At 39.2% G+C, this 12,671-nt stretch carries 14 protein-coding genes; 7 read left to right on the plus strand and 7 right to left on the minus strand.

The features are described 5' to 3' along the window. The 3 genes from H5202_RS00005 to H5202_RS00015 all read right to left on the minus strand — a co-directional run. On the minus strand, nucleotides 1-303 hold a 303-nt coding region (locus tag H5202_RS00005; RefSeq protein WP_182769927.1), incomplete at its 3' end, for a secondary thiamine-phosphate synthase enzyme YjbQ. A gap of 1,196 nt (nucleotides 304-1,499) precedes the next feature. Continuing rightward, nucleotides 1,500-1,808, minus strand: coding sequence for a DUF962 domain-containing protein (locus tag H5202_RS00010; protein ID WP_182769928.1), 309 nt, complete (start codon nucleotides 1,806-1,808; stop codon nucleotides 1,500-1,502). A gap of 99 nt (nucleotides 1,809-1,907) precedes the next feature. Continuing rightward, nucleotides 1,908-2,537, minus strand: a complete 630-nt coding sequence (locus H5202_RS00015) for a GNAT family N-acetyltransferase (RefSeq protein WP_182769929.1) — start codon at nucleotides 2,535-2,537, stop codon at nucleotides 1,908-1,910. Nucleotides 2,538-2,709: 172 nt separating this feature from the next. Between H5202_RS00015 and H5202_RS00020 the strand changes: the two genes are divergently transcribed. After that, nucleotides 2,710-2,946: a DUF2789 domain-containing protein gene (locus H5202_RS00020; protein ID WP_182769930.1), complete on the plus strand. Its 237-nt coding sequence runs from the start codon at nucleotides 2,710-2,712 to the stop codon at nucleotides 2,944-2,946. A 48-nt stretch (nucleotides 2,947-2,994) separates the two neighbouring features. On the opposite strand, the gene H5202_RS00025 is transcribed toward H5202_RS00020, so the two are convergent. Further along, nucleotides 2,995-3,378, minus strand: a complete 384-nt coding sequence (locus H5202_RS00025; RefSeq protein ID WP_182769931.1) for a DUF3192 domain-containing protein — start codon at nucleotides 3,376-3,378, stop codon at nucleotides 2,995-2,997. A 159-nt stretch (nucleotides 3,379-3,537) separates the two neighbouring features. Between H5202_RS00025 and H5202_RS00030 the strand changes: the two genes are divergently transcribed. Beyond that, entirely contained in the window at nucleotides 3,538-3,903 is a 366-nt protein-coding gene (locus H5202_RS00030) for a hypothetical protein (RefSeq protein ID WP_182769932.1), read from the plus strand. After that, nucleotides 3,904-4,677, plus strand: coding sequence for a Zn-ribbon-containing protein (locus H5202_RS00035; RefSeq protein ID WP_182769933.1), 774 nt, complete (start codon nucleotides 3,904-3,906; stop codon nucleotides 4,675-4,677). A gap of 65 nt (nucleotides 4,678-4,742) precedes the next feature. Here the strand turns inward: H5202_RS00035 and syd are convergent, their stop codons facing one another. Beyond that, a complete protein-coding gene (gene syd, locus H5202_RS00040; protein ID WP_182769934.1) occupies nucleotides 4,743-5,393 on the minus strand; it encodes a SecY-interacting protein in 651 nt (216 codons plus the stop codon). Nucleotides 5,394-5,447: 54 nt separating this feature from the next. Between syd and queF the strand changes: the two genes are divergently transcribed. After that, nucleotides 5,448-6,305 carry an NADPH-dependent 7-cyano-7-deazaguanine reductase QueF gene (gene queF / locus H5202_RS00045; RefSeq protein ID WP_182769935.1) on the plus strand — a complete coding sequence of 286 codons (858 nt, stop codon included), beginning with the start codon at nucleotides 5,448-5,450 and terminating at the stop codon, nucleotides 6,303-6,305. A 139-nt stretch (nucleotides 6,306-6,444) separates the two neighbouring features. On the opposite strand, the gene H5202_RS00050 is transcribed toward queF, so the two are convergent. Next, nucleotides 6,445-7,383 carry a LysR family transcriptional regulator gene (locus H5202_RS00050; RefSeq protein WP_182769936.1) on the minus strand — a complete coding sequence of 313 codons (939 nt, stop codon included), beginning with the start codon at nucleotides 7,381-7,383 and terminating at the stop codon, nucleotides 6,445-6,447. A 139-nt stretch (nucleotides 7,384-7,522) separates the two neighbouring features. Here H5202_RS00050 and H5202_RS00055 point away from each other — a divergent pair, with 139 nt between their 5' ends. Beyond that, nucleotides 7,523-9,514 carry an alkyl/aryl-sulfatase gene (locus H5202_RS00055; RefSeq protein WP_182769937.1) on the plus strand — a complete coding sequence of 664 codons (1,992 nt, stop codon included), beginning with the start codon at nucleotides 7,523-7,525 and terminating at the stop codon, nucleotides 9,512-9,514. Nucleotides 9,515-9,635: 121 nt separating this feature from the next. On the opposite strand, the gene H5202_RS00060 is transcribed toward H5202_RS00055, so the two are convergent. Continuing rightward, nucleotides 9,636-10,577 (minus strand): 4'-phosphopantetheinyl transferase family protein, encoded by a 942-nt coding sequence (locus H5202_RS00060; protein WP_259397136.1) that lies wholly within the window; start codon nucleotides 10,575-10,577, stop codon nucleotides 9,636-9,638. A 215-nt stretch (nucleotides 10,578-10,792) separates the two neighbouring features. Here H5202_RS00060 and H5202_RS00065 point away from each other — a divergent pair, with 215 nt between their 5' ends. Next, a complete protein-coding gene (locus tag H5202_RS00065) occupies nucleotides 10,793-11,776 on the plus strand; it encodes an FAD:protein FMN transferase (protein WP_259397137.1) in 984 nt (327 codons plus the stop codon). A gap of 96 nt (nucleotides 11,777-11,872) precedes the next feature. After that, nucleotides 11,873-12,658, plus strand: a complete 786-nt coding sequence (locus tag H5202_RS00070) for a hypothetical protein (RefSeq protein WP_182769939.1) — start codon at nucleotides 11,873-11,875, stop codon at nucleotides 12,656-12,658. Nucleotides 12,659-12,671 lie beyond the last annotated feature (13 nt).

Here is a 12,671-nt window from a genome sequence, read left to right on the forward strand (position 1 = left end):
CTGACTAGAACCAATCAACGTCGACTTGATATGAGCAGGCATATCATCTGCACCTTCATAGGTATGCTGGAAGTATGGTGCACCTTCGGGTGCGAGTATATTAAAATGCCGTTCCAAATCACCACGGACCGTAGGATCCGCATTTTCGTTTATCGCCAGTGATGCAGAAGTATGCTGGATAAACACATGTAATAAGCCAACATTGATACCTCTTAGCTCAGGCAGCTGCGCTATCACTTCATCGGTAATTAAGTGAAATCCACGTGGTTGAGGGTTAAGAATCATCTCTCGTTGTAACCACATCAAAGTAATCCTTCTTTAAACAACATTCGCAGGCAAACCATTAAGTAACGCCATGCAAAACTAAATACAAAGCATACATCAGAGCAGTGTTAATACTGAAATGACTTTAGGTTATGGTTACATAATTTACTCACCATTTACTGAACAATCACCGAATAACGACTAAACAAATACCGAACAATTAACCATTAACCATTAATATCAATTTTACAGCCCAGAACGTTGTTACACAGGTAGCGGTATTAGAATATCAGAACAAACTGTATTAGGCCTGGAAATTATTGATTTATAAACAATAGCATAAGTGATTTTTAGTTTTATTTCACGTTCTGATTGATAACAAAATACAGATAAGAAAGGCTTAGGTATATAAAGTCTTAAACGTTCTAAAGTATATAAATTTATGATTAATGCAGACTAAGCAGGCAATCATTATAAATTGTCACCTAATCACTTTAAAACCAACATTCGTAGGAGCGCCGAGAGAGAATGAGGTATCCATTATCGCAACGGGTATTGAATTTTAAGGCAGGTTAATTGTTCGCCACAAAGCAAAAAGGCACAACCTTAAGTTATAAGGTTGTGCCCATTAACACTTTTGTCAGCATCCGGCTGAAAGTTTGCTCCCTGCACCATCCATGTAAACATGCTTCCTGCAGTCCATTTCCCTGTTCTCATTTCCTTGTCTATTTATATAACTCAAACAGACTCATGAGTGTCAATCCTTTGAACAGCCTATCCATTGACTGAGCGGTAAATCTATTCAATCCTTTGAATTATCCTTGCTGCATCCTGCAGCCTAGTCCCTTTTATCCTTGTGTCGACTATTTACTGTCTTCACCCATCCTTGATTCGGCTATCCATTTGCCGAGCTTATGCCCTAATCCGTGAGCGTGTCCTAGTATCATCCTTAATATTCTTAAGCATCATTAGTCTTATTTCTCATCCTAAGAAAACCAACTGACGACCCGCTTTCGATAACAACATTCTAACTAAAATAAGGATTGAGAAAAGTCTCTCAATACCATTAAAATAAATTTCCCACATGTCACAAAACAGTTAAAACAATGTAATTATATGATTTTAAAATATTAATAAGAATTTATAACGTTAAACACTGACAACTTAAGATAAGATCCCTTACACACTTGTAGGATATTGCTTACAAAAGTGTGAGCAAGTTAATACTTTCGGGCTTATTTTCGCCATAAACGCGTGATCATTTGGCCAAACATGACCCAATCAGCCCACAAGCTGTATAGCGGGTAAGTGAATGTAGCAGGACGATTTTTTTCAAATATAAAATGTCCTAACCATGCAAAACCATAACCGACTACCGGTAACCACAATAATTGCCACCAATGCTGGTTAATCAGAGTGCTAACAATAATCACTAAAATAATACTACTGCCAATATAATGCAGTCTTCGACAAATGGGATTTTGATGTTGCGACAGATAAAATGGATAAAACTCTGCAAACGTAGAATAACGCTTTGGTTCCATTACTCACTCCTTTATTAACAACTCGTTAATGATATACCCTGTTAGAATTAGATATTGTAGTTGTTGATTATTGTAGTTCTAGATTCTTAAAAAGTTAGATTAAACCTTACTGTAGAACAATATCTCACCGTCAACATTACCAATGCTCACTGTGGCAATGCTGGTAAATTCTTGTTTCACAAACGCTTGATGGTGCAAAGGATTACTCACAAATACCCCAATACCATCAAGCCCAGGTTGTTCATCACACCAACTCAATACCGCTTGAATTAACCTGGCACCATAGCCTTTGTGTTGTTCATTGGGAGATACCGCAATAAACTGTAAAACGCCACATTTTTGCGAGGGTAGATGTTCTAAAATACAGGTTTCTTTTTGCATTAATCCTTGAGTTGATTTCCATCCGGTACCCAACATCATTTTAAACCGCCAATGCCAATAGCGCCCCTCCCCTAAAGGCACTTGTTGCGTAATCACACATGCAATTCCAATTAAACGGTCGCCGTCAAATAAGCCAATTAACGGTTGCTCTTGTTGCCATAACTCGTTTAACTCTTCACGAATCGCGGCTCGAAGTTTCTGTTCATATTGTTGATTATCATGCTGACCAAGTACTTCAATAAAATAGGGGTCATCATGATAAGCATTATAAAGAATAGAGGCCGCGACTCGTATGTCTTCCGCCGTCAAATATACTGCACGTAAAGTGTCCAAGGTGTTATTGTCCATTATTATTCCTTGTTAATTAACTCGCTAAACTTAACTTAACAAGTTTGAAACATTCTACAAGTTTTGTTTACACATTTTGCCTGTTAGCGATTGTGAGTCTCAGTTGTTTGCATTTTATCTCATCAAGACTGATACTAAAATTGTTTCTCTAATCATCACAAGGAATACGCAAATGGACACAACATCAAATGATCTAAGTCACTTATTTAAGCAGTTAGGCTTGCCTCACGATCAAGAAGGAATCGATGACTTTGTTCTCCAAAACAAACTGGAAAAACATACATTAATTATTGATGCCGATTGCTGGAATTCAGGTCAAAAAGCATTTTTAAAAGAGGCATTATTAGAAGACGCCCAATGGTCAGAAGTCATTGACCAATTTGACGTGATGATGCGAGCTAAGCTTTAATTATCGCTTAAGAGCCTGTAAATAATGTTGGTTAACGTCATTCGGCAATTAGTGTTGTCTATAGGCGGTGTCACCCCAGCCCACTAAAACGTCATCTCTGAACACAATTGGCGTGCATTCCTCTTTGCTTGTTTTACCATCTCCTTCTGCCCATTGGGTACGATAAAACAACACTTTGATGGATTGTTCTGCATTATTTTGAGTCGACTTAGTATAAGCTTCACTAAAATCAGCAGTTCCCATTAAAGTTGTCACTTGATCACTGCTCATTCCCATAGACAGTTTGCTCAACAAATCACGATTTTTATCTTGTTGCACTTGCCAATAATCAGCACTTTTACCCGATTCATGGTCACCGACACTGATAACACAACCACTTAATCCTAGTGATGTCGCGCCAATTAATGCCGCTGCGATAAGTTTTAATTTCATGTTGCATCCTTTTTGTTAAAATATAATCCGCATTGTATTTATAGATCCTTTAAGCCAAAATCGTGCCATAAAATAATGCACTGATTTATATAGCTTTATGTTTTAACTCAACAAGAATTAGTTAATCTCACTATATGGAATTAAGGAATTAAACCAACAATGAGTCCAATTGAACAATTGCTTGCCGCAGCAAAAACGATTGCTAACAATGGGCATTCGCCCAGCTTGGCCCTGATAAAAAGCCGTTTAGGCAATAGCATCCCAATGCCTACCCTTATCCAAGGTTTACAACAATTTAAGGCATTGCCTAAATCTGAGTGGCAACATTTACCGGAATTAGCAGACATTCCATCAATAGCCGACGTCCCATCACATGAACAACCCGACCTTGCTCAAGTGATCCAACAAGTTGTCACTCTACAACAACACATTAGTCGACTAACTCAACGAGTTACTGAGCTAGAACACCAATTACAAAATCATATGGCTCAAAGCAACATAATCAATAATAAGGCTGACCAATAGATGTTTGTCACCGAATTACGCTTTGAATGTTTTGCCGATACGACAATTGAGACGGTTGAGAAAGCAATTAACGCTTTTCTTGAAGCCTTACGAGCTAATGGACAAATTTTAGGACGTGAATTTGCGGTAGCATTTAATGATGGTGAATTTAGAATTCGTCTGCTGTTACCTGAAAAAACCAGCTTAGCAAACCGTCACAGTAGCCCATGGGTAAAAGTGACTTTAGCAGGCTTAACCGCAGCCAAACTATTGGCCCCTAGAGAAAAGTTTATCGGCCAAGACATTAATTCAGAAGCCAGTAATACTGACACGCCTTCATGGCAACTGCTGTATACCAGTTATGTGCACATGTGTTCGCCACTGCGTAATGGTGACAATCTATTACCGATCCCTCTTTATCAACTGCCTGCTACTTTCAATGGCGATCATAAGCGCATCATAAAATGGCAAACAGAATGGCAAGCATGCGATGAACTGCAAATGGCCGCAGCAACTAAAGCAGAGTTTGCTGCTTTAGATGAGATAACTCAGACAGACAGTGACCTATTTAGACGCGGTTGGGATTTACGTGGCCGGATAGAATATTTAACTCACATCCCCACTTATTATTACTTATACCGTGTGGGTGGTGAATCATTGCAAGCAGAGCTAACTCGCCCCTGCCCTCGCTGCGGATCACATGACTGGAAGTTAGAACAACCGCTTTTAGATATGTTTCATTTTCGCTGTGAGCCATGCCGTATTGTGTCTAACTTGTCTTGGGACCATCAATAATTCCACTAACCACATCACTCAAATGGCATTGAGAGATGTGGTTCACTGAGATTTCAACGGCATTATTATTTATTACCGCGTAACGAGTTCCACATGGTATTAATGCGTTGCCAAATGCCTGGATGATCTACCGTACGAGGTAATTCCTCGACTGGCTTTGATGGCGGTTTGATCATCGGCGATAGGCTTTCTAAAAACGCCGTTAATGATTCGGCTAATTTTGTGTTCTGTTTTTCACCCGGAATTTCAATCCACACACTGCCATCGTCGTTGTTTACGGTGAGCATTTCGTCGCCATCACCTAACACACCAATAAACCATGTTGCTGGTTGTTTAAGCTTTTTCTTCATCATCAAATGACCAATTACATTTTGTTGCAAATTTTCAAAGTCATCTTGATTCCATGATTGGAGTAATTCACCGTCGCCAAATGATGCTGTAAACGGCAATGGCGCTGAAAAATATTGGCCATAGAATGCATGAATATCTTGGTGTAATTGAATATTTAATGCATGCTCCACGTTACTAAAATCAGCAACATTGTCACGTTTAACCGGTTGCCAAAATACGGTATCATCAGCGTCCGCATTAAATGTACCTTGAATACATATTGAGTCTTCGCCCAAAGGATAATAGCGCGGAAATTCAGATAGAGTATCTTGATAAGATTTAAGATAATTTTTTATGAAGCAATCTAATGCAGATGAACAAGACACTTAAGCCACTCGTAGTTTATAATAAAACCATATTTTGACACGGAAACCGATTAGATGACACACAATCACGACCCTTATAGTGATGCTGCTGCATTAAAAGGCCTAACATTAGGTCAAGCAACTGCTTATAAAGCTGAGTATGACGCGTCACTGCTGCAAGGGGTTCCACGTAAACTTAATCGAGATGCAATTGAATTAAGTGGTGATCTCCCATTCCATGGCACTGACATTTGGACAGGCTATGAATTGTCTTGGCTGAATGCTAAAGGCAAGCCTATTGTTGCCTTGTTAGAAGTTCAACTGGATCTCAACAGCACAAATTTGATTGAGTCTAAATCCTTTAAATTGTACTTAAACAGCTTTAACCAAACTAAGTTTGACAGTGTTGAAGATGTTCAAGATACATTAAGCCGTGATTTAGCGGCTTGTGCTGAAGGCGAAGTGACAGTGAAGGTTATCGAACCTAAACACTTTAACCTTGAACGCATTGTCGACTTACCAGGCACCTGCATTGATGATTTAGACATTGAGGTGACCGAGTATGAATTTAATCCAGATCATTTAATCGGTGGTACCGATCCTGACAAAAACGTGGCTGAAACATTGAATTCAAATTTATTGAAATCTAATTGTTTAATCACCTCGCAACCTGACTGGGGCAGCGTGATGATCCGTTATCAGGGTCCTAAGATTGATCGTGAAAAACTGCTGCGCTATTTAATCTCTTTCCGTCAGCATAATGAATTTCACGAACAGTGCGTTGAGCGTATTTTTGTCGATTTAAAAAAATACTGCCAATGTACTAAGTTAACCGTTTACGCACGTTATACTCGTCGTGGTGGCTTAGACATCAACCCGTACCGCAGTGACTTTGAAAACCCGCCAGAATCAAACCGCCTAGCGAGACAATAATAGCGATTGATTAAGATGTTTAATCATTACGAGTCGTAAGTCTCTAGGATAATAACAAAAAGCCAATCTTAACTAGGTTGGCTTTTTTGTTGTTCATATTATTCTGCGACTTTCTTATAAATATTTACATAATCAAATATTATGAGGAGGGAACATATGCATCATGCATCAGTTTTTCAATCATTTCCCTTAACCAAATACACGACTTATCTAATGCGTGTTTTGTCGGCCAAATGCTGTATAAATCTATTGGTCGTGTCTCAAAAGGTAACTCAACCAAGGTTAGTTTAAACAGTTCCGCATAGCTTTGGGCAAAAGTATAAGGCGCTATGCCTATGGCATTCGACTTACTGATTAACGACAACATGCTCAATACAGACGACTGCTCACTGTATAACGTTCGCTGCGGTAATGGGTCATTTGAAATGATATCTGCAACACGCATATTATCGCGATGTAGACGATACATTACGTGCTCGGCGGAAAAAAAATCGTCGTGGCTAACATGGTTTTTTATCACTGGATGATGTTGACGTACCACACAAACAATCCGCTCCTGGGCGACCTTTTTAAAACTAAACATTTTTAATTTTGGCGGCATAATATCCAGTAATAAATCCACTTTTTGCATTTGTAAGTCTTGAAACTGCTCCGCCTCGAACACTGGTGAATTACGTAACACGACCCTTACGGACAAATTAGCTAAAGCTCTATCTAGATGAGGTTGTATTAAATCAATAACAGCTTCATTAGCATATAGGGTAAATACTCGTGAAGAGGTATAAGGATCAAACTCGCTGATCCCCATCAATGTTTGTTCAATAGCATCAAGCATAGGTTGCACCGAATTAAAGATATGTAACCCTGTCGCTGTAGGTTCAATACCACGACCAATTCGAATAAATAACTCACAATCTAATGCGATTTTAAGACGATTTATCGCATTACTCACCGAAGACTGGGTTAATGCTAGCTGTTCAGCAGCACGAGTAATCGACGATTGCTGACAAACCACGCAAAACACCCGTAATAAATTTAAATCTAAAGTTGATAATTTATGGCTCAATTCATCATTCATGTGCTTACCTTTATCACCAATACATTTACATTGTGAATATATTATAACCATTTAGCCATAGTTATCTTTTGGTGTTTATTCCTTAAGATAGGTTCATCAAGTTTAAAACCTATATTTTAATTTAACGAGGAATACCACTATGAACAAATCAATCATCGCACTTTCAATGATAACAACACTTTCGCTGAATGCATTTGCAGCACAACACGAGCACGATCATTTAACGGTCGACTATCACGGTAAAGCGGCAACACCTGCAACTATTACTCATAATGCTGCCTTAGCAAAAAGCCTTAATTTTGATGACAAAGTCGCTTTTGAGCGTTTTAGTAAAAACCAAATTGCTGAGTTCGACCAAGCAACCGCTGACATTTTACGTGCAGAATTTAGCTTTATCAGTGAACAATTTCCTGACTCGGTTAATCCATCACTTTATCGCCAGGCACAACTCAATATGGTGCCAAACGGTTTATATAAAGTGACTGACGGTATCTACCAAATTCGTGGCACTGACTTATCTAATATGACCTTGATTCGTGGTGAAACAGGTTGGATTGTTTATGATGTACTGTTAACAAAAGAAGCCGCAGAGCAATCACTAAAATTTGCTTTTGAACACTTACCAGAAGGCAACAACTTACCCATTGTAGCAATGATTTATTCCCACAGTCATGCAGATCACTTTGGTGGCGCGCGCGGGGTTCAAAACTTATATCCTGACGTGAAAGTGTACGGTTCAAATAATATTACCACAGAAGTTGTAGATGAAAATGTACTTGCTGGTAACGCGATGAGCCGCCGAGCAAGTTATCAATATGGCGCCACATTGGGTAAACACGATCATGGTATTGTTGATGCAGCCTTGGCAAAAGGCTTATCAAAAGGTGAAGTTACTTATGTGAAACCAGACTATGAACTCAACCAACAAGACAAATGGGAAACGTTAACGATTGACGGGCTTGAAATGGTATTTATGGATGCATCAGGCACTGAAGCTGCCAGTGAAATGGTGACTTATATTCCGTCTATGAAAGCGTTATGGACAGGTGAACTCACCTATGACGGTATGCATAACATTTATACTTTACGCGGTGCCAAAGTACGTGATGCCTTAAAGTGGTCAAAAGACATCAACCAAATGGTCAATGCATTTGGTCAAGATGTTGAAGTATTATTTGCATCACATTCAGCACCGGTATGGGGTAATGGTGAAATTAATCAATATCTTAAAATGCAACGTGACAATTATGGTTTAGTGCATAACCAATCATTACGATTAGCCAACCAAGGCGTTGTGATACAAGATATTGGCGATGCAATCATGGACACTATTCCGCAACAGGTCAAAGACACCTGGTACACCAATGGTTATCACGGCACATACAGCCACAACGCCAAAGCGGTTTACAACATGTATTTGGGTTACTTTGACATGAATCCAGCCAACTTAAATCCACTACCTACTCAACAAGAGGCAAGTAAATTTGTCGAATATATGGGTGGAGCTAATAATATCGTGAAAAAGGCTAAAGCAGACTTTAGCGAAGGTGATTATCGCTTTGTGGCTACTGCACTCAACAAAGTGGTGATGGCCGACCCAAAGAATCAACCTGCCCGAGACTTATTGGCTGACACTTATGAACAACTTGGTTATCAAGCAGAAGGTGCAGGATGGAGAAATATATACCTTACGGGAGCGCAAGAGTTACGTATTGGTATTCAGCCTGGCGCACCAAAATCAGCGTCACCAGATGTATTGAGCGAAATGGATATGACAACATTGTTTGATTTTCTAGCCGTTAAAGTGGACAGTATTGCAGCAAATAAATTAGGGGATATTAGTTTAAATGTGGAAACTAAAGCCGCCAAAGGCGAGCCAGCGAACACCGTATTTGTAGAGCTGAGTAATGGTAACTTAAACAATATTATTGTCGAAAAAGCTAAAGCAGCTGACGCAACTTTAACGATTGCAAAATCCGATGTTGTTGATATTTTATTAGGTCAAACAACGCTAAAGCAGTTACTTGAGCAAGGTAATGCCACCATGACTGGCGACCAAGATGCCTTTAGTAAAATAGCTTCAACGTTAGTTCAATTTGACGAAAATTTTGAAATCGTTCCATTACGTTAATTATTGGAAGCTAGCTCAACTAAACACAATTCAGCCGAAGCTTTGCTTCGGCTGAATTGTTTGTACCGACTAAAATTAATTTTTCTGTTTAACATCTGATTTTAGAAAGTCGTTTTTGGCTTTAACAAAGTAATTCTGCCAGCGATAATTGGTAAATATTTAATGAATTATCAATGGGCTCTATTCTAAGTGAATGTTGTTCATTTACTTGCTTAGTTAAGCCAAAGGTTATTGCAAAACGATATTGCTGATCAAGCCGGCCTAATACTGTTTGCCACGCCATTGTGGTGGCGATGTCTTCAGCCTCTGTAAAATTAAGCTTAACGTCTTGTTGTAATTCAATGGTTTTATGTGATTTATCAGCGAGCTGCACATTTACATTCCCTTGCGTTATTAAGCCAAAATCAACAGAAAATGATTTAAGTGACAATGCCAAGCCTAAACCACGGGCTTTAATGTAAGACTCTTTTACCGCCCATAAATCAAAAAATCGCTGTCGCTGCAATGATGGCGGCAATTGTAATAAAGTGTCGGTTTCAGCTTGGGTAAAGTAGTGATTAAGAATAGGTACAATATCTGTACTGCTACGTTCACGCTCAATATCTACCCCAAAACACAGGTCAGCATCAGCGTAATGATCAGCTTTTAACGCATGTCCGCCCATCACTATCCCAATCATTAACCACTCACCGCTGTGACTTAAATTAAAATGCAGCCCTGTTTTCGCCAACAAATCTGGTGTTAGTGCCGGTTTACCTTTAGCACCGTAACTAAAACGCCACTCATTGGGCTTTAGTTCACTATGCAGTGATAACACAGCCCGAAGCCCTAAGCGTACTTGTAAACCATTATTGCGTGCCGACACGCTCCTATAACGGCTCACCTTAGCGACCTCGTCATCAGTTAACCAATCTAAGGCTAAACCCGCTTCATAATCAGTAGGTGATAGCGCCCCATTAAGCGGCACAAAATAAACATAGGGCTGAGAAAGCCCTGTTGTTCGAGTGCCTGATTGAACAGCTAATGGTGTCGTTGATTGAGTTGCTGAGGACATGACCGACATTAAAAATACATAACACTCTATTAAACGATAATACGGCTAAATTACCGTAATAAGACCGATGTCGCGAGAGTTTTGTCAAATAAAACCCATATAGCGAATAGTGCAAATAAGCACGTTTAGCATCAAAAAAGTTATTTTCACTTTTACTGTTGATGATTGACGTTAATTCATCAACAATCACCACTATCATCACAACATCGAAAGCTTATACCTTCATGCGCATAGTCAGTTTAGTCATCATGCTATTTTTATCGCTACTCAGCTCAAACGCTGCGTTTGCTCAATGGCATCAAAAGAGTTTTGATGTCATGGGTACCCTCGCCCACGTTGAATTTTGGCTAGACGATGATGCAGCCCAAGCAAAGGCAGATGGCTTAATTGCCGCTGTAGAGCAAGAAATGCAGCGCATTGATCAAACCATGAGTCCTTACATCGCCACCAGCGAACTCAGTATCATTAATCGCGATGCAGCCACAAAACCCGTCACAATCAGCCCAGAGCTATTTGATTTACTCACCGACGCGCAAGATATTGCCAAATTAACCGATGGCATGTTTGATATCACCTACGCCTCAGTAGGTTACCAATACGATTATCGTAAACACCAAAAGCCCGACCAAGCGGCCATTAACACCGCATTAAAAGCAATTAACTACCAAGCAGTAATGCTCGACAAACCCACCTCTTCAGTTCGTTTTGCTAATACCGATGTCAAAATTGATTTAGGCGGAATAGCTAAAGGGCATGCGGTTAAAAATTGCATTGCGATATTAAAAGACGCAGGCATAGAACATGCACTTATCAGCGCTGGCGGCGACACGACATTACTGGGCGATCGCATCGGACGCCCTTGGTTTGTTGGTATAAAACACCCTCGCGCAGACGACAAAACGGCAGTGCAATTACCATTAAGTGACGAGTCAATTTCGACATCGGGCGATTACGAACGTTACTTTATCGAAGACGGCTTGCGCTATCATCATATTATTAATCCCAAAACTGGTGACTCAGCACGCAATGTTGTCAGCGTGTCAATTATCGGTAAAAATCCAACTTATGTAGATGCCCTGTCCACCGCCATTTTTGTCATGGGATTACAAAAAGGCATGGCGTTAATCAATGAGTTACCTGAATACGAAGCGATCATAATAGACAATCAACAAACGTTATATGTATCGACGGGGTTACAACAAGACTAAGTTTTTTGGTAATTAATCATTTGATATTGATTATTAGATTCGAGGCCTAGACGACTGGATAAATCACCGTTAAATATATCTAAGGATGGGACTGAAATGAATGTTCAAGAAACATTAGAAGAAAAAGTTGATCGGTTTAAAGTCTATTATATGGAACTAATCTCAACAGCAGAATGTGAACAAAACCTGACTCACCAGAATGTCCCTTCCAAAATCCTTTGTTGTTCAATTTTTGATGCTATTTCAAAAAGTGTTTTTCCTGAAATCACTTCTAATAGAGAACGTTACATATCACTTGTAAGACGTTGTGATAGCTGGCCAGAAAGTAAAAAAGTGAGTTTACTTCATTTGGTAAGATTATTTGAAATCACTAAAAATATTCCGCCAAATACCAACCAACTCGTCGAACTAGCTCAACAAAAATTCAATCGTTTATTTCCAATATCTAATAATTTATCGAGTAATCATGTACCTATAAGCTCGGACATTAATCTTGAAGATATACTAACTCTTTGGCCGAAACAAAATAGTACCCATATAAAAATTGGAGGAGTAAAACCACACCAGTTAATGCATGAAAACTTACTTTGGTTGTACAGAAACTCTGTAGTCCATGAATATAGAAATCCAGGACAAGGTTTCGAACTTGGTCAGTATGTGCCCGAATATGCTTTTTACCAGGAGCTTTCGACCATTAATTCATTAACAGATAAAGGATTTAATTTTACGAATCGTTGGGAGCTTGTTTACCCTGTTAATTTCTTTATTAATCTTTGCAAAGAAGCGCTAAACGTTGCTGCATTAAATCATTTAGAAAACCAAACATGCCCTTTCCAAGGATATTCAGAAGGTACGTATTGGTTGCCAAATTTTAACGATTAAACAAAAATGAGCT

Origin of the sequence: Shewanella sp. SG41-4 (assembly GCF_014164505.1) — a bacterium.
Classification (GTDB): Bacteria; Pseudomonadota; Gammaproteobacteria; order Enterobacterales; family Shewanellaceae; genus Shewanella.

Bases quoted from the DNA above. Each gene is read 5' to 3' on its own strand.
- H5202_RS00010 (WP_182769928.1), bottom strand. From the start codon at position 1,808: ATGGAACCAAAGCGTTATTCTACGTTTGCAGAGTTTTATCCATTTTAT.
- H5202_RS00015 (WP_182769929.1), bottom strand. From the start codon at position 2,537: ATGGACAATAACACCTTGGACACTTTACGTGCAGTATATTTGACGGCG.
- H5202_RS00020 (WP_182769930.1), top strand. From the start codon at position 2,710: ATGGACACAACATCAAATGATCTAAGTCACTTATTTAAGCAGTTAGGC.
- H5202_RS00025 (WP_182769931.1), bottom strand. From the start codon at position 3,378: ATGAAATTAAAACTTATCGCAGCGGCATTAATTGGCGCGACATCACTA.
- H5202_RS00030 (WP_182769932.1), top strand. From the start codon at position 3,538: ATGAGTCCAATTGAACAATTGCTTGCCGCAGCAAAAACGATTGCTAAC.
- H5202_RS00035 (WP_182769933.1), top strand. From the start codon at position 3,904: ATGTTTGTCACCGAATTACGCTTTGAATGTTTTGCCGATACGACAATT.
- queF (WP_182769935.1), top strand. From the start codon at position 5,448: ATGACACACAATCACGACCCTTATAGTGATGCTGCTGCATTAAAAGGC.
- H5202_RS00050 (WP_182769936.1), bottom strand. From the start codon at position 7,383: ATGAATGATGAATTGAGCCATAAATTATCAACTTTAGATTTAAATTTA.
- H5202_RS00055 (WP_182769937.1), top strand. From the start codon at position 7,523: ATGAACAAATCAATCATCGCACTTTCAATGATAACAACACTTTCGCTG.
- H5202_RS00060 (WP_259397136.1), bottom strand. From the start codon at position 10,577: ATGTCGGTCATGTCCTCAGCAACTCAATCAACGACACCATTAGCTGTT.
- H5202_RS00065 (WP_259397137.1), top strand. From the start codon at position 10,793: ATGCGCATAGTCAGTTTAGTCATCATGCTATTTTTATCGCTACTCAGC.
- H5202_RS00070 (WP_182769939.1), top strand. From the start codon at position 11,873: ATGAATGTTCAAGAAACATTAGAAGAAAAAGTTGATCGGTTTAAAGTC.